Raw genomic sequence first — 15,348 nt, 5'->3', positions numbered from 1 at the left:
TCCAGTTGGAGAAGTCCGGCGCCGGCGCGGCCCCGGGGACGGTCGCGGTGCCGGAGGCCGCGGGGTTGGTCACGGTGTCAGCCAACGGGGCTCGCCTCCCGGTTCGCCGCCGGGGTGCCGAGCCGCCGGTACAGGTAGTACGCGGCGCACGCGCCCTCGCTGGACACCATCGTGGCGCCGAGCGGCGTACGCGGCGTGCACGTCGTGCCGAACGCCTCGCACTCGTTCGGCTTGAGCAGCCCCTGCAGCACCTCGCCGCTGCGGCACGCGCTCGGCTCGCAGGTGTTGATCCCCGTGACGTCGAAGCGGTGTTCGGCGTCCTGGTCGCGGTACTTGTCGGAGAGCCGCCAGCCGCTCTGAGGGATCACGCCGATACCGCGCCACGCCCGGTCGGTCACCTCGAACACGTCCTCGAGCATCGCGCGCGCCGCGGGATTGCCCTCGGGGCGGACCGCGCGCGGGTACGCGTTGTCCACGGTGTGCTCGCCGCGCTCCAACTGCCGTACGGTACGGCGCACGCCTTCGAGGATGTCCAGCGGCTCGAAGCCGGTGACGACGATCGGCACCCGGAACTTCTCGGCCAGCTCCGGGTATTCGGCGGTGCCCATCACGCTGCACACGTGCCCCGCGGCCAGGAAGCCCTGGACGCGGCAGTCCGCCGAGGTCATGATCGCCTCGATGGCCGGAGGCACCCGCACGTGCGAGACCAGCATGCTGAAGTTGCGGATGTTCTGCTTGCGGGCCTGATGGACCGTCATCGCGTTGGGCGGCGCCGTGGTTTCGAACCCGATGCCGAAGAACACGACCTCGCGGTGCGGGTTCTCACGCGCGATCTCCAGCGCGTCCAGCGGTGAGTACACGACCCGCACGTCGCCGCCCTCGCCGCGCACCCGGAACAGGTCGCGGTCGGTGCCCGGCACACGCAGCATGTCGCCGAACGAGCAGAAGATCACCTCCGGCCGCGACGCGATCTCCAGTGCCTTGTCGATGACTTCGAGCGGCGTCACGCACACCGGGCAGCCCGGGCCGTGGATCAGCTCGACCTCGTCCGGCAGCAACTGGTCGATGCCGTGCCGGATGATCGTGTGCGTCTGGCCGCCGCACACCTCCATGAGGGCCCACGGCCGGGTGACCGTGGCCCGGATGTCGTCCAGGAGGCCCTTGGCCAAGTCGGGATTCTGGAACTCCGCAAGGTACTTCACCGATCCGCCTCCGCACTCGCCGTCGCTGCGGCCGACGCCGCACCTGCCGCCGCGTCCGCCGCGGCCCACTCCAGGGCCGGACCCGAGGCCGCGGCCGCCTCCCACGGATCGCCGAACTCCTCTTGGAGCAGGCCTAGTTCCTCGAAGAGTCCAAGGGTCTTGCGCGCCGACTCCTCGTCGAGGCGCTGCAACGCGAAACCGACGTGCACGATCGCGTACTCGTCGACCCGGAGATCCGGCAGGTACTCCAGGCAGACGTCCTTCTCGACGCCGCCGAAGTCCATCACCGCCATGCGGGTGCCGTCCCGCTCCAGGATCCGCGTCACCCTGCCGGGCACCGCCAGGCACATGGGCTTTCCTCCTCGTCGGCGGCCGCACGGGCCGCCACCATCAACTGGCCGAGTGCCAGTCCTCCGTCGTTCGGCGGAACGGCTCGGTGCCGCACCACCGTGAACCCGTCCGCGCGCAGCCCGCGCGCGCAGGCGGACGCCAGGACCGCGTTGCCGAACACACCGCCGGACAGCGCGGCCGTCGAGACCCCGTAGCGCTCGCGCGCGGCCCTGCAGACGCGTACCACCAGGTCCGCGACGGCCGTGTGGAACCGCGTCGCGATCTCCCCGGTTCCCACGCCCGCGCGTACGTCGGCCGCGACGGCGGCCAGCACCGGGCCGGGTTCGGCGCGCAACGGGCCGTCTCCGTCATGGAGTTCGAAGCGGTAGCCGCCTGCATCGCCGATGCCGGCGCCGCCTGCGTCGCGTGCGCCTTCGCCGCTTTGTGGCTCGTGCCGCCCGTGCGACCCGTGAACCCCGTGTCGCAACGCCGCCGCCTCCAGCTCGATCGCCGCCTGGGCCTCGTACCCGCTGTGGTGGCACACCCCGGCGAGCGAGGAGACCGCGTCGAAGAGGCGTCCCATGCTGGACGTCGGCGCACAGTTGAGGCCGAGGTCCAACTGCTTCTTCAGCAGGGCGAGTTCGTCAGCGGGGCAGGCGCGCACGCTGGGCAGGTCGGAGTCCCAGTCGATGCCCGCGGCGTACAGGTGCGCCAAAGCCATCCGGTACGGCCGCCGCACCGCCACGTCACCGCCCGGCAGCGGGACGTACGCCACGTGCGCGAAGCGGTCGAAGCCCGCGTAGTCCGCCACCAGGAACTCGCCGCCCCACACCGCGCCGTCCGTGCCGTACCCGGTGCCGTCGAACGCGACGCCGACGATCGGGGAGCGGCCGTCCAACCCGTTCTCGGCCATGACGGACGCGATGTGCGCGTGGTGGTGCTGCACTCCGTGCACGAGGCGCTCGCCGGCGAGGTGGCGCGCCCGCTGCGCGGAGCGGTAACGCGGGTGCAGGTCGGCCGCCACACGCTCGGGGACGACACCGGTGACCGCGCCGAGTTGCTCGACCGCCCGGTCGAACGCGCGCAGCGTCGCGAGGTCGTCCATGTCGCCGATGTGCCCGGACAGCCAAGCGCGTTCGCCCTCGGCCAGCGCGAGCACGCACTTGAGGTCCCCGCCGACCGCGAGCGAAGGAACCACCGGCAGCGGCAGCGCGATCGGCAGGGGAGCCCAGCCGCGCGAGCGGCGCACCGGCGACGGCTCGCCGTCGACCACGCGCACCACCGAGTCGTCGCAGGGGACATGGATGGGACGGTCGTGCGTGAGCCACCCGTCGACCAGCGGCGCCAGCTTGTCGCGGGCCTCTGCGTCGTCCGTGACGATGGGTTCGCCGGAGAGGTTCGCGCTGGTCAGCACCAGCAGCGTCGGCCCCGGGGGATCGCCGGGGAGGCCGAGCAGCAGATGGTGGACGGGGGCGTACGGCAGCATGACGCCCAGGTCCGGGCAGCGCGGCGCGACGTGGTCGAGGGCGGCGGCGGTACGCGCGTCGCGGCCCTCGGGCGCGGCCGTGTGCCCGCGTCGCCGCAACAGGACGATCGGTCGCTCGGGGCCGGTCAGCAAAGCCCGTTCGGACTCGTCGACCTCGACCCACGCGGCGACCTCGTCGAGGTCGCGGGCGAGCACCGCGAAGGGCTTGTCGCCGCGGTTCTTGCGGCGCCGCAGTTCGGCCACGGCGTCCGGATTCCGGGCGTCGCACGCGAGGTGGTAGCCGCCGATGCCCTTCACCGCGAGGATCGCGCCGTCGGCGAGCATCGCCCGCGCCGCGACGACGGCGGCGTCGCCCTCCCGCACGGGCGCGTCCGGTCGGACGAGCGACAGCCGCGGGCCGCACGCGTGGCAGGCGATCGGCTGGGCGTGGAAGCGCCGGTCGGCCGGGTCGGCGTACTCGCGCGCGCAGTCCGGACACATCGCGAAACCGGCCATCGTGGTGGCCGCGCGGTCGTAGGGGAGACCGGTCACGATCGTGTAGCGGGGGCCGCAGTTCGTGCAGGTGATGAACGGGTGGCGGTGGCGCCGGTCGGCGGGATCGGCGAGTTCGGCCAGGCAGTCCGCGCAGGTGGCGGTGTCGGGCGGGCACAGCGTACGGGCGGTCCCCTGGACGGTCGGGGCGATCGCGAAGCCCGTCGCGCCGACCGGGGCGAGCGGCTCGGCGACCACCGACACGACGCGGGCCAACGGCGGCGCGTCGGAGCGGACCCGCGTGCAGAAGAGGTCCAGCACCTCTGCCGGGCCTTCGATTTCCGCGAGGACGCCGTCTCCGGTGTTGGTGACATGCCCGTCCAGCCCGAGACCGGTGGCCAGCGCGTACACGAAGGGACGGAAACCGACGCCCTGCACCACGCCGCCGACGGCCACCCGGCGGCGCTCGCGTACTGCCGTGTCCCGCTCCTGACTGAGCGTCAAGACAGTTCCCCGACCGCGAGGTTCGGCCGCGGCCGGGACGGCGCCGCGACGGGGTCGGTCTCCTGGCCGTGCTCGCGACCGTTGGTACGTCCATGGCTGTGACGATGCCCGTCGCCGCGGTCGTGCGTGTGATCATGGCTATGCCCGTGCCCGTGCCCGTGATCACGGCTATGCCCGTGCCCCTGCCCGTCGTCGTGCTCGTCGCCGTGCGCGTCCGTACACCCCGTGTGCTGCACCGGCTCATCCGCCATCACCGGGCGATGCGGTTCGGCCCCCTCCGCCACCGCGACGGCGCGGTCGAGCAGTTCCCCGACGCCCTGCCCCTTGCGCGCCGAGGTGAACAGCACCTCCACGCCCGGATTCACCCGTCGGACGTTCAGCAGGAAGGCCGCCTCGTCGAACTCCGCCGCCGCGGCCAGATCCGCCTTCGTCACCACCACCAGGTTCGCCAGCCCGAACGCCGTGGGGTACTTGAGCGGCTTGTCCTCGCCCTCGGTCACCGACATCAGCGCCACGCGCAGCCGTTCGCCCAGGTCGTACGAGGCCGGGCACACCAGGTTCCCGACGTTCTCCACGAACACCAGCCGCGTGCCGTCCGGCAGCCAGCCGTCCAACTGGCCGCGCAGCATGGACGCTTCGAGATGGCACAGCCCATCGGTCAGGACCTGCTTGACCGGAACCCCCGAGCGCGCCAGCCGCGTCGCGTCGTTCTCCGTCGCGAGGTCCGCCGTCAGCGCCGCCACCGCGAGGCCGCGCTCCCGCGCCCGCGTCAGCTCGGCCTCCAGCAGCGCCGTCTTGCCGCTCCCCGGGCTCGACAGCAGATTGACCACAACGGTCCCGCGGGCGGCCAACTCCTCCCGCAGCTCGGTCGCGCTTCCGTCGTTACGGGCCAGCAGCGCCAGCCGGAGTTCATGCGTGCGGCACATTGGCTCAGCCCTTCTGGCCCGCGGACGCGGCGTACGCGGGCCCGTCCGCCCATTCGACGGCGGTGATCCGCAGCTCGCGTCCGCTCAACAGCTCGACATTGGTCCCGCCGCAGCCGCGACAGGTCAGGTCCGGCGGGGCCCCGACCGCGAACTCGCCGGCGCAGTCGCGGCACCGCGCCCGCGCGGGCACCGTCTCGACAACCAGCCGGGCACCCTCCAACGGCGTGCCCTCCCGCGCGAGCTCGAAGGCGAAGTCCAACGCGTCGCCGACCACGCCCGCCAGTTCGCCGATCTGCACGTGCACGGCCAGCGCGCGCTCCCGGCCGTCGGCCCGGGCCGCCTCGGCGACCTGGTCGACCAGGGCCAGCGCGACAGACATTTCGTGCATCGGCCTCACTCCCTGGGCGGTACGCCGAGCGGACGCGTCTATTAGTAGGGGTCCGCCCGCCCCCGAGACCCCACTACGCGTCCGCCACGCCCACAGCAACACCCGTTCGCAGCAGCGCGGGCCGCATGTGGCGTCACTTCCGGCGTCACTTCCGGCGTCACATCTGGCGTCACATCTGGCGGATCTTGAGGTAGCGCTTGAGGTCGGGGAGGTTGCGGATAAGGGTGACGGCGGCCGCGGCGGCGACGCTCAGGACGACGAGTTTCTTCAGCACGGTGCTGCCTTTCCGGGTGCTCGGGTGTCCGCGGCCGACACGTCGCCGCGCGGGGTGTCCAGTGCAGGTACGTCGCCGCGCAGGAGGCGGCGGACCAGGGCCGCGGCTTCGTCGACGGCCGCCGCGACGGCCGGGCTGAGGCCGATGCCCTCCTCGAGGGACGCGGGTTCGCAGCCGACGACCAGGATCCGCGCGGGAGGCACGGTGCCGGTTCCGGCGGCGAGCGTGCCGAGGAGGGCGAGCACGGCGTCCGGGCCCATACGGTGGCCGTCGAGCAGCGGCTCGGCGGCCGCGGACTCCACGGGGCCCGCCTCGGGTTCGATCAGGTACACGGTGCCCGGCGGGCCGCCGCGCGCGGCCGCGTCGACGAGGATGAGCGTGTGGTAGCCCTCGAGGACCTGGTAGGCGAGATGCACGCCGCGTACGCCGAAGTCGACGGCCTCGACGTGGTCGGGCAGTTCGTCCGCGGCCAGGCTGCGCAGCGTCTCGACGCCGAAGCCGTCGTCGCCCAGGAAGATGTTGCCGATCCCGGCGACCAGGACGCGGCCGGGCGCGGGGGAGGCGCTCATCAGGGGACCTCCGGCACGGGCGCGATCTCGTCCGGCTGGAAGTACCGGAACCGCCCCTGCGCGCGCCACAGGTCCGCGCCGGGGTCGCCGTCCATGGTCACCGCGACGTGCACCGCGCCGTCCACGTCGTGCAGGACGGCCTCGACCAGTGCGGTACGCCCGTGCAGGAACGCGTCCTGCGCGTCGGTGCGCCGCTGCCCCGGACGCAGGACCACCCGGCTGCCCGCGGCCACCCGGACGCCGTCGACCACGACATGGTCGTGCTCCGGATCCACACTGGGGTCGCCGCCCGGGTCCCACCACGGGGTCTCGGGCCGTTCGGTCGCGGCCACCCGCGTGTCGGTGACCTCGCGCAGCGCCCGGACGGCGCCGTGCAGCCGGTCCAGCACCTCGGGCGGCAGCGAGTCGGCGAGGTCCACGACCGCGCCGGCGCGTGCGTCGGTGCCGCGTGCCTCGCGCTTCTCCTCGTCGGTCAGCGCGGCGGTGCGCAGCGCGAGGATCTCGTCGATCTCGGTGGCGTCGTAGAGCACGCCGGGGCTCTCCGGCGCGATCTGCGGGCGGTCCTCGAGGATGATCGGCGAGGCGAGCATGACGTCGTCGCGTCCCGGCCCGTCCACGAGCACCGGCCAGCAGTACTCGTTGCGGCACTCGGCGACCGCGGCCTTGGCCCACTCGGGCGGGTCGGTGACCGACACGAACGAGCCGGGCGCCAGACCCAGCAGCACGTGGGCGGAGATGAGGGAGTGGGCGAGCGCGTCGTCGCGCTCGGCGCCGTCGTGCGGGCTCCACGAGGAAGTGTTGGAGACCACCGCGGAGAGCCGCAACGCCGCGTAGGGGCCCGGTACTTCGGTGGCGGTCAGACGGATGACGCCGTCGACGCGTTCGCGGCGGCGCAGCAGACGGCCCACCAGAACGCCGTCCTCGTACACCGCTTCCTCGTCGTCGGCGGCCGCCAGCGAGAAGAGGTGTTCGACGCCGTCGCCGAGCAGGTCGGCCACCGGTACGTCGACGCCGACGCGTTCCTCGGCACCCTCGTCCCACGGCACCAGGCGCCGGTCCGCGAGCTCCAGCGCCTCGACCGGGACGAACGCGCCGTCCTCGGTGGCGCGTTGCACGGTGCGGCGTTGGGCGCGCAGGAACCGCAGCTCGACGGCGAGCCGCGCGTCCGCGCCGCGCGGCTCGATCAGGCACTCGGTGCGCTGGTGCGAGTGCTCGGCCCGGTCCGTGCCGTAGCCGGGCGGGACCAGGACGCCGAACTGCCAGCGCAGCCGGTTCTTCGCCGCAGAGGCGCGGTAGGGGTAGAGGACGTAGCCCTCGAAGAGCACCGCGTCGGCGATCTGCCGGGCCGCGGCGAAGCGTTCCTCGACGCCGGTCGGCAACACGGGGGCGGTCACCGGGCGTTCCCCTCGACCAGTTCGCGCACCGCCGCCTCCATCGACGGCAGCGCGCGGCGCGAGCGGTAGGCCAGCAGGGTGTCCATCACGTCCGAGGGCAGCCGTACCCAGCCGCAGCCGGGGAAGTGCTGCTCCATCATGTCGCGCCACACCTTCGCGGGCATGCGGACGCGGGCCTCCCGGTCCCAGCCGACCGGCGCGACCTGGAACCCGGCCGGCCCGGAGAAGACCGTGCCGGAGAACAGCAGGAGCAGCGACGCGTCGCCGGCCTCCAGGGCGTCCAGGTAGCGGGTCGAGGCGACGTCCATGTCGTACGTGCACGGCACCGGCATGTCGATGTCGGTCTCGCCGGTGAACGACGGCACCATCAGCGAGACCTGCGCGAACTGCACCGGGTTCATCGACGTCGCCCAACGCGAGCGCTCGCCGAAAAGGTCGGCCAGACCCTCGCCTTCGGCGGTCGAGTACGAGCGCCGCGCGGGTTCGATGCGCAACTGGCAGCGCAGCGCCACCGCGTGCACGCGCTCACCCTCGGACGCGGTGACGCGCAGCCGGAACACCAGGGTGGGCCCGGCCGCGTACGGATCTGCGCGCACCTCGGTGCACGCGAAGGAAACGCCGGTCACGCGGACTCCCGAGCGGCGAGATGGTCGGAGCGTTCGGCCAACCGGCCGAAGAACGCGTCGAGTTCGGAGCGGGCGACGGAGCCGCCGTCGAAGCCGTGCCAGTGCAGCCGCATGCGGCCGACGAGTTCGTAGCAGGCGTCGACCGGCACCAGGTAGCAGTCGACCCGGTCGCCGTCACGGCGCAGCAGCAGCGCCTCGACGTCCGGCTCCAACAGCCCGGCCAGGCGGGTGGCCTGACGCAGGGTCCGCCAGGCGTCGTCGTCGGCCTGGCTCTCGGTGGCTCCGGCGGGGCTGGGGTAGAACAGGACGACGCGGTCCTGCGCGGCGTCGCGCAGGACGAACGCCGTGCCCACCGGGATGCCGAGCGCCGCCCAGACAGCGGCGTCGACGTGGTGGTCGGGGTCGACCAGGACGCGACTGGGCAGCGAGCGGAACCGCCCGCCGGCCGCACCCGGCCGGTCGAACAGCATGGCGCACGCGCCGCAGCAGCAGGCCAGGGCCCGGCGTTCGATGTCGGCCAAGTGCCGGTGCTCGGAACCGAGTCGGGCGCCGCACAGGGCACAGGCCTCCTGCGGGGGTGCCGAGGGGGCGCGCAGCCGGCGCAGCAGCGCGGTCCCCGAGCCGGCGGATTCGCTCATCGAGCGATCTCCACGGCCTCGGCGCGGTGCGCGGCGTTCAGGGGAGCGCCGCGGTGCGCGGCCTCCACAGGCTCACCACGGCGGGCCGGCTCCGGCGGCCGCACGCCGATCTGCAGCAGCTTCGGCGGCTCGGCGATGTCGACGGACGCGACCTCCGGCGCATGGCAGGCGAGGACGCCTTCGACGGCCTCGCGCACCGCCGCGCCCCCGCCGCATCCGCACCCGCCGTCGGCGCCGCCGCGCCGGCGCAGCCGCAGAACGCCCGTGTCCGGATCGAACTCCTCGATGTCCACCGGCTGTTCGGGAAGCGCCGAGAGCGCCCGGGCGATTCGGGCGGCGACGTCCTCGGGGTGCAGGTCGTGCAGCACCAACAGCCCGGCCACCGCCGGGTCGTCCAGCAGCGGCTCCAGCGCGTCGCCCGGCAGCAGCCGCACGACCGCCGCCAGGCCCTCGCCGTAGAACGCCATCATCTCGCGCACCAGGTCCTCGGCGGCGGCCTGCGCCCCGGTGCCGGTCAGCCGGTCCAGGGACTCCTGGACCCGCAGCCCCGTCTGCTCGGCCGTCATCCCGTGAGCCCGCTGAGGCCGGTGGGGACGTGGAGCTGCTTGTGCGTGCGGCCGTTGCCGACGTACATGTGCACGCCGCACGGCAGGCACGGGTCGAAGCTGCGTACGGCGCGCATGATGTCGATGCCCTTGAAGTTCTCCGGGCTGTTCTCCTCGAAGATCGGGGTGTTCTGCACCGCGTCCTCGTACGGCCCCGGAGTCCCGTAGCTGTCGCGCACACTCGCGTTCCACGGAGTGGGCGGGTACGGGTGGTAGTTCGCGATCTTGCCGTCGCGGATCACCATATGGTGCGACAGCACGCCGCGCACCGCCTCGGTGAAGCCGCAGCCGATGCTCTCGTCCGGGACCTCGAACTTCTCCCAGGTCTGGCTGCGCCCGGCGCGGACCTCGGCGAGCGCCTTCTCCGCGAAGTGCAGCGCGGCCGCGGCGGAGTACGCCTGGAAGTAGGTGCGCGCGCGGTTGCGTTCGATGGCGTTGCTCCACTGCGGGATCTTCCACTCGAACGTGACCTCGGGCTTGGTCATCGAGCGCGGCAGGTTGATCTGCACGCTGTGCCCGGTGGCCTTGATGTACCCGATGTCGACCAGCCCGGACAGCGCCGTCGACCACAGCCGCGCGATCGGGCCGCCGCCGGTGTCCAGCGCCAGGTGGTCGGTGCCGTCGAACCAGCGCGGCGACATGACCCAGCTGTACTTGTCGTCGAAGTCGCGCTTCTGCGGGGCCGGGATGGTGTGCTGGTTCCACGGGTGCCGCGGGTCGACCGGGTTGCCGAGCGGGTCGTGCGTGACGAACTGCTCCTGGCCCTCCCAGTCCTGGTAGTACGAACTGCCCAGCAGGATGCGGATGCCCAGGTTGATGCGGGTCAGGTCGTTGGTGACCAGCTTCCCGTCCACGACGACGCCGGGGGTCACGAACATGCGCCGGCCCCAGTCCGTCATGTTCGCGTACGTGAAGTCGCAGTAATCCGGGTCGTTCAGGCTGCCCCAGCAGCCGAGCAGGATCCGGCGGCGGCCGACCTCCTCGTACCCGGGCAGCGCCTCGTAGAAGAAGTCGAACAGGTCGTCGTGCAGCGGGACGACCTTCTTCATGAACTCGACGTACCGCATCAGGCGCGTGAGGTAGTCGGTGAACAACTGCACGGACGCGACCGTGCCGACACCGCCCGGGTACAGCGTGGACGGGTGGACGTGCCGCCCCTCCATCAGGCAGAACATCTCGCGCGTGTAGCGGCTGACCTGCAGCGCCTCGCGGTAGAACTCGCCCTCGATGGGGTTGAGCGAGCGCATGATGTCGGCGATGGTGCGGTAGCCGTGGTCCGCCGCGTGCGGCGCCTCGGTGCGCTCGGCCTGCTCCAGCACGCCGGGGTTGGTCTCGCGGACCATCTTCTCGCAGTAGTCGACCCCGACCAGGTTCTCCTGGAAGATGTTGTGGTCGAACATGTACTCGGCCGCCTCGCCGAGGTTGATGATCCACTCGCCGAGGTGTGGCGGCTTGACGCCGTACGCCATGTTCTGCGCGTACACCGAGCACGTGGCGTGGTTGTCGCCGCAGATGCCGCAGATCCGGCTGGTGATGAAGTGCGCGTCGCGCGGGTCCTTGCCGCGCATGAAGACGCTGTAGCCGCGGAAGACCGACGAAGTGCTGTAGCACTCCGCGACCTTCTTCTGCTTGAAGTCGATCTTGGTGTGGATGCCGAGGCTGCCCACGATCCGGGTGATCGGATCCCAGGACATCTCGACAAGGCCGCTGCCGTCCCCGGCCGTGGTCGTCGGTGCCATTGCGTTCGTGCTGCCTTTCGTGCCGGGGGTGTCAGCGCTGTGCGGGTTGAGTGGGATGTGCGGCGACCGCCGCCACGACTGCTGTCGTGACGGCGGTCGCCGGCGCGGCGGACGGACCCGTCGCGGCCGTCACCACGGCGGCCGGTAGCCGGTCGTGATGCGCTTGCCGGTGTGCCGCCACTTGGGTTCCTTGTCGACGGTCTTGAGGGTCATCGAACGCAGTCGGCGGATGGCCGCGCCGTACGCCGAGCTCGCGCCGGACGACACGATCGACCCGGGCGGCGCGTCCATGAAGGGCATGAACTTGTCCGGGAAGCCCGGCATCGTGCACGCGATGCAGATGCCGCCCACGTTCGGGCAGCCGCCGACGCCGTTGATCCAGCCGCGCTTGGGCACGTTGCACTTGACCACCGGGCCCCAGCAGCCGAGCCGGACCAGGCACTCCGGCGTGCCGTACTCGTCGGCGAACTGGCCCTGCTCGTAGTAGCCGCCGCGGTCGCAGCCCTCGTGCACGGTGGCCTCGAACAGCCAGCGCGGGCGCAGCTTGTCGTCGAGCGGGATCATCGGCGCCGACCCGGCGAGCTGGTACAGCAGATAGGTCAGCGTCTCGGCGAAGTTGTCCGGCTGGATCGGACAGCCGGGCACGCACACGATCGGCAGGCCCGCCTTCGACGTCCAGTCCCAGCCGAGGTAGTCCGGTACGCCCATGGCGCCGGTCGGGTTGCCCTCCATGGCGTGGATGCCGCCGTACGTCGCGCACGTCCCGATCGCGACGACCGCGGTCGCCTTCGGAGCGAGCCGGTCCAGCCACTCGCTGGTGGTGATCGGCTGGCCGGTCTCCGGGTTGTCGCCGAAGCCGCACCAGTAGCCCTCGGCCTTGATCGACTCGTTGGGGATCGAGCCCTCGATCACCAGGACGAACGGCTCCAGTTCGCCGCGGTCGGCCTTGAAGAACCATTCGACGAAGTTGTCCGCGCCCTGGACGGGCCCGCATTCGAAGTCGATCAACGGCCAGTGCACCGCGATCGGCGGTAGGCCGGGCAATGCGCCGGTGACGATCTCCTCGATGCTCGGCTGCATTGCGGCGGTCAGCGACACCGAGTCGCCGTCACAGCTGAGCCCGGCGTTGATCCACAGAATGTGCACCACGTCGGTATCGGAGGCGGTGGTCGATGCAGCACCCATAGGGATGCCTCCTCGGACACGAGAGGTTGGGACAAAACTTCCCAGACCACTTCATATCAGCCGAGACCCCGGCCGTCGCGCCGAGGCCCTTGAGGGTCCCCCGTATGCCGCGGACCTCACCCGTGTGCCCCAACCGGCCTTTGTGGCAGCGCGGTTCGCGTTCGGTTCGCCCGGACGGCGGAGTTTGGGAACGGCGGGCGCGGGCAAGGATCGGCGTCCATTCCGACGTGGAAGCACCACGACCGTCTACCGCCCACCAGCACCCGTTCGGCCTCTGGCTGCCGACGCAGTCCGGCAGGACACTGGAGGTTCGCCCTATCGCAGGCGCCGGAAAGGCCTGCGACCGCCACGTCGGCGCCTCCGTGCGCCCGGGCGCCGGTGGGCCGGGTCGGGAGGGCCACATGACCGGGACGCAGCGACCAGTACGCGCCGCGGCCGCCGAAGCCGCGGCGGCAGACGCCGCCGCAGCCTCAGCCGCAACCGCCGGCGACGCCGCGCAGATGGAGCCGGATCGGCCGTACCCACCCCCCGCCGGCCTCCCGGACCTGCGCCGCGTCGGCATCCACCCCGACTTCTGGTACCCCGTGGCCGTCTCGTCTGCCGTACGCACCGGCAAGACCTTCGCGGCGCGCTTCGCGGGGGAGCGGATCGCCCTGTACCGCGGCACGAGCGGCACCGTGTACGCGCTCGAGGACCGCTGCGCGCACCGGCAGGTCCCGCTGAGCATGGGCGTCGTGGAAGGCGATCTCCTGCGCTGCTGCTACCACGCGTGGGCGTACCGGGGGACCGGCCGCATCTCGCAGATCCCGTACCTCCCCAAGGGCGTGGACCGCCCGCCGCGCGGGGTGCGCGCCTACCCGGTCCGCGAGGCGTACGGGCTGGTCTTCGTCTACCCCGGCGACCCCGCCCGCGCCGACGAGGCGGAGCTACCGAACCTGCCCGAATGCGCCTCGCCGAGCCACAAGACGATGATGTTCTCGCGCACCGTCCGGTGCCACTACTCCTTCATGCACGAGAACCTCCTCGACATGAACCACCAGTTCCTGCACCGCGGCATCCTGGGCCGCATCCAGCCGACCCTCCTCGGCAGCGACGCGGGACCGGACTTCGTCGAGGCCCGCTACCTCTTCACCCACGCAGGCGGCCGCAAAGACCGCGGCGCGGGACTCCTGGCGGCCGAAGGCGTCGGCGGATCGAAGTCCCCGGACGTCATCACGATCCGCACCCAATACCCCTACCAAACCCTGCACCTGGTCCCAGAGAAGGCCGAACTCCCGGCCTTCTCCCTGTGGGTCGCCTACGTCCCCGAAGACGCCCAACAGCGCACCAACCACGTCTACGGCCTGCTGTCGATCGCCAAACCCCGCCTCCCCGGCGCCCTGAACCTGGCCTGGCCCTTCATCCGCCGCTTCACCGAACGCGTCTTCGCCGAAGACCGCATGGCAGTCGAAGCCGAACAACGCGCCTGGGACGAACAAGGCGCCGACCACAACCACGAGGTCTTCCCCCTGATCCTCCAACTCCGCCACGTCCTACGAACCAACGGCACCCCCCTCGCCACCACACCCGCCCCCTGCCCCGACGCCTCAACCTGCGGAGCCGCGCCGCCCGCCGACCCGCCTACGCCCGAAACGGCCTGAGCCGAGCACTCAGATACTCCCGGCCCGTCTCGGAGAACCAGGGCGCGACGTCGAACCCAGAGGTCCGGATCCCGCAGGACGTGGCCAGGCTGTCAACGAGTTCTCGGTAGAGACGGGCGAACCTGTCCGCAGCCACGATGTGTAGGGTCGTTTTGAGCGGACGCTCAAACGTATGATTCTTCGAATTCGGAGGGAGGGCATGCGATGGCCGATCTGGCCTCGGTGCTCGCGCGCCCCCTGAACCGGACCGCCGCGCGCTGCGCCGGCATCGCCTTCGGCCTGGCGGCGCCACCTGTCCTGCTCATTCTCGGCGTGCTCCACTGGGCCGGGTTGACCTGGCTGGAGGTGAGCGGTCCCGGAGTCATCGCCTTCACCCTCCTCGCATGGCCGCTCACCACGCGCACCAACCAGGGGCTGATAGTCGCAGAGCTGATATCGGGAACCGTTCTCGGGTTCGTGACCTTGCTCCTCGCGCCCTGGTTCTGGTTCATCCCCTGGTCCTGTTCGTGCCTGCCATCTGCGCGTCCATTACCGCGCTGGTGGCCGCCGCCGGTGAACTGATCCGCGAAGACACCCCAAACCGCGTGACTTCGGCGTGATCAGATAGACGCGCGCACCACAGAAGTACGTTTCCGTCACGCGATTTCACACCAACGGAACTGCACCCACTGCGCCCAGTTCAAGCCGCGCGCCTAGGTCGTGCCTGCTCGTCTGTTGAGCGCTGAGCGGCGAGGACCCACGTACTGCCGGTCCTCCATGAATCGCCGCCGCCAATACCCACAAGCACCGAACGGCGTTGGCAGCAGGAGGTGAGCGCTAAGCGGGACGGCCCTGCGGTCGAACTCGGCGTCCAGTCTTGCGATGAGCCTGGCGAGGTCGGTCCGCGCACCTCGGGGAAGCCACAGCAACACGTCCTCCAGATCGTCGCGAGCCACCAGAGGATCACAGCAGTCGCAAGCCATCACTGGATCCGGCAGAACGCGCCCTGGTTGCCGCAGATGCCACCGGCACTCCGCCAACGCGGCGGCCACAGCCCCCGGCCGCAGGCGCTCGTCTTCCAATTTCCGGATCGCCACACGAGTCGCCGCCGAAACACCGCGGATCCGGTGAACCGGGACACCTCTCCTGGGCCGCCAGCGCTCCGCGCGCAGCCCCTTCGGACGCCTACGCGGCATCAGCCTTTCGGGTCAACATGCCGTCATCTTGCCATCAGTCCGTGCCACCCAGCACGCGATTACCGCGAGCCCGCGCAGCCTCGAGTGCCCTTGCGTCTGACCGATGTCCCTGCGCTCGCCGGTGAAGGGCCGCGCCAGGCCCCCGAAACGGCCGGGCCCCACGTCAGCTGATCCGCCGCCGCAGCCACGTCAGCCC

General features: G+C 71.6%; 15 protein-coding genes. 2 read left to right on the top strand and 13 right to left on the bottom strand.

The window, feature by feature from the left end:
* Nucleotides 1-77: 77 nt before the first annotated feature.
* The 13 genes from hypD to QI554_RS19370 all read right to left on the bottom strand — a co-directional run bounded on the left by hypD (nt 78) and on the right by QI554_RS19370 (nt 12,337).
* A complete protein-coding gene (hypD, locus tag QI554_RS19425) occupies nt 78-1,202 on the bottom strand; it encodes a hydrogenase formation protein HypD (RefSeq protein ID WP_281471370.1) in 1,125 nt (374 codons plus the stop codon).
* Nucleotides 1,199-1,552 (bottom strand): HypC/HybG/HupF family hydrogenase formation chaperone, encoded by a 354-nt coding sequence (locus QI554_RS19420; RefSeq protein ID WP_281471369.1) that lies wholly within the window; start codon nt 1,550-1,552, stop codon nt 1,199-1,201. Before QI554_RS19420 ends, hypD begins: the two co-directional genes overlap by 4 nt.
* Nucleotides 1,525-3,993: a carbamoyltransferase HypF gene (hypF, locus tag QI554_RS19415; RefSeq protein WP_281471368.1), complete on the bottom strand. Its 2,469-nt coding sequence runs from the start codon at nt 3,991-3,993 to the stop codon at nt 1,525-1,527. The genes QI554_RS19420 and hypF overlap by 28 nt, the downstream gene beginning before the upstream one ends.
* Nucleotides 3,990-4,919: a hydrogenase nickel incorporation protein HypB gene (gene hypB, locus QI554_RS19410; RefSeq protein WP_281471367.1), complete on the bottom strand. Its 930-nt coding sequence runs from the start codon at nt 4,917-4,919 to the stop codon at nt 3,990-3,992. Before hypB ends, hypF begins: the two co-directional genes overlap by 4 nt.
* A 4-nt stretch (nt 4,920-4,923) precedes the next feature.
* Complete coding sequence (locus QI554_RS19405) at nt 4,924-5,307, bottom strand: hydrogenase maturation nickel metallochaperone HypA/HybF (RefSeq protein WP_281471366.1); 384 nt, start codon at nt 5,305-5,307, stop codon at nt 4,924-4,926.
* Nucleotides 5,308-5,476: 169 nt separating this feature from the next.
* On the bottom strand, nt 5,477-5,581 hold the full coding sequence (locus tag QI554_RS43580) for a DUF6893 family small protein (protein ID WP_425528012.1): 105 nt from the start codon (nt 5,579-5,581) through the stop codon (nt 5,477-5,479).
* Nucleotides 5,575-6,150, bottom strand: a complete 576-nt coding sequence (locus tag QI554_RS19400) for a hydrogenase maturation protease (RefSeq protein WP_281471365.1) — start codon at nt 6,148-6,150, stop codon at nt 5,575-5,577. The genes QI554_RS43580 and QI554_RS19400 overlap by 7 nt, the downstream gene beginning before the upstream one ends.
* Nucleotides 6,150-7,544, bottom strand: a complete 1,395-nt coding sequence (locus QI554_RS19395) for a hypothetical protein (protein WP_281471364.1) — start codon at nt 7,542-7,544, stop codon at nt 6,150-6,152. Before QI554_RS19395 ends, QI554_RS19400 begins: the two co-directional genes overlap by 1 nt.
* A complete protein-coding gene (locus QI554_RS19390) occupies nt 7,541-8,170 on the bottom strand; it encodes a DUF6084 family protein (protein WP_281471363.1) in 630 nt (209 codons plus the stop codon). Before QI554_RS19390 ends, QI554_RS19395 begins: the two co-directional genes overlap by 4 nt.
* Nucleotides 8,167-8,808, bottom strand: a complete 642-nt coding sequence (locus QI554_RS19385; protein WP_281471362.1) for a DUF5947 family protein — start codon at nt 8,806-8,808, stop codon at nt 8,167-8,169. Before QI554_RS19385 ends, QI554_RS19390 begins: the two co-directional genes overlap by 4 nt.
* Nucleotides 8,805-9,374, bottom strand: coding sequence for a thioredoxin (locus tag QI554_RS19380; RefSeq protein WP_281471361.1), 570 nt, complete (start codon nt 9,372-9,374; stop codon nt 8,805-8,807). Before QI554_RS19380 ends, QI554_RS19385 begins: the two co-directional genes overlap by 4 nt.
* Nucleotides 9,371-11,152: a nickel-dependent hydrogenase large subunit gene (locus tag QI554_RS19375; RefSeq protein ID WP_281471360.1), complete on the bottom strand. Its 1,782-nt coding sequence runs from the start codon at nt 11,150-11,152 to the stop codon at nt 9,371-9,373. The genes QI554_RS19380 and QI554_RS19375 overlap by 4 nt, the downstream gene beginning before the upstream one ends.
* A gap of 129 nt (nt 11,153-11,281) precedes the next feature.
* Nucleotides 11,282-12,337: an NADH-quinone oxidoreductase subunit B family protein gene (locus tag QI554_RS19370; RefSeq protein ID WP_281471359.1), complete on the bottom strand. Its 1,056-nt coding sequence runs from the start codon at nt 12,335-12,337 to the stop codon at nt 11,282-11,284.
* Nucleotides 12,338-12,837: 500 nt separating this feature from the next.
* Here QI554_RS19370 and QI554_RS19365 point away from each other — a divergent pair, with 500 nt between their 5' ends.
* Together QI554_RS19365 and QI554_RS19360 are read left to right on the top strand one after the other, a co-directional pair.
* A complete protein-coding gene (locus QI554_RS19365) occupies nt 12,838-13,977 on the top strand; it encodes an aromatic ring-hydroxylating oxygenase subunit alpha (RefSeq protein ID WP_281471587.1) in 1,140 nt (379 codons plus the stop codon).
* 204 nt (nt 13,978-14,181) lie between these two features.
* The gene (locus QI554_RS19360) at nt 14,182-14,538 is read left to right on the top strand and encodes a hypothetical protein (protein WP_281471358.1); all 357 of its coding nucleotides are present in this window, start codon (nt 14,182-14,184) and stop codon (nt 14,536-14,538) included.
* The last annotated feature ends 810 nt before the right edge of the window (nt 14,539-15,348 follow it).

Origin of the sequence: Yinghuangia seranimata (genome assembly GCF_029953285.1) — a bacterium.
GTDB classification, from domain to species: domain Bacteria; phylum Actinomycetota; class Actinomycetes; order Streptomycetales; family Streptomycetaceae; genus Yinghuangia; species Yinghuangia seranimata.
The sequence above is the reverse complement of the archived record's forward strand: the minus strand, read 5'-3'. Positions and strand labels throughout refer to the sequence as shown.

Bases quoted from the DNA above. Each gene is read 5' to 3' on its own strand.
- QI554_RS19375 (WP_281471360.1), bottom strand. From the start codon at position 11,152: ATGGCACCGACGACCACGGCCGGGGACGGCAGCGGCCTTGTCGAGATG.
- QI554_RS19360 (WP_281471358.1), top strand. From the start codon at position 14,182: ATGGCCGATCTGGCCTCGGTGCTCGCGCGCCCCCTGAACCGGACCGCC.
- hypB (WP_281471367.1), bottom strand. From the start codon at position 4,919: ATGTGCCGCACGCATGAACTCCGGCTGGCGCTGCTGGCCCGTAACGAC.
- QI554_RS19405 (WP_281471366.1), bottom strand. From the start codon at position 5,307: ATGCACGAAATGTCTGTCGCGCTGGCCCTGGTCGACCAGGTCGCCGAG.
- QI554_RS19365 (WP_281471587.1), top strand. From the start codon at position 12,838: ATGGAGCCGGATCGGCCGTACCCACCCCCCGCCGGCCTCCCGGACCTG.
- QI554_RS19385 (WP_281471362.1), bottom strand. From the start codon at position 8,808: ATGAGCGAATCCGCCGGCTCGGGGACCGCGCTGCTGCGCCGGCTGCGC.
- QI554_RS19370 (WP_281471359.1), bottom strand. From the start codon at position 12,337: ATGGGTGCTGCATCGACCACCGCCTCCGATACCGACGTGGTGCACATT.
- QI554_RS19400 (WP_281471365.1), bottom strand. From the start codon at position 6,150: ATGAGCGCCTCCCCCGCGCCCGGCCGCGTCCTGGTCGCCGGGATCGGC.
- QI554_RS19380 (WP_281471361.1), bottom strand. From the start codon at position 9,374: ATGACGGCCGAGCAGACGGGGCTGCGGGTCCAGGAGTCCCTGGACCGG.
- QI554_RS19420 (WP_281471369.1), bottom strand. From the start codon at position 1,552: ATGTGCCTGGCGGTGCCCGGCAGGGTGACGCGGATCCTGGAGCGGGAC.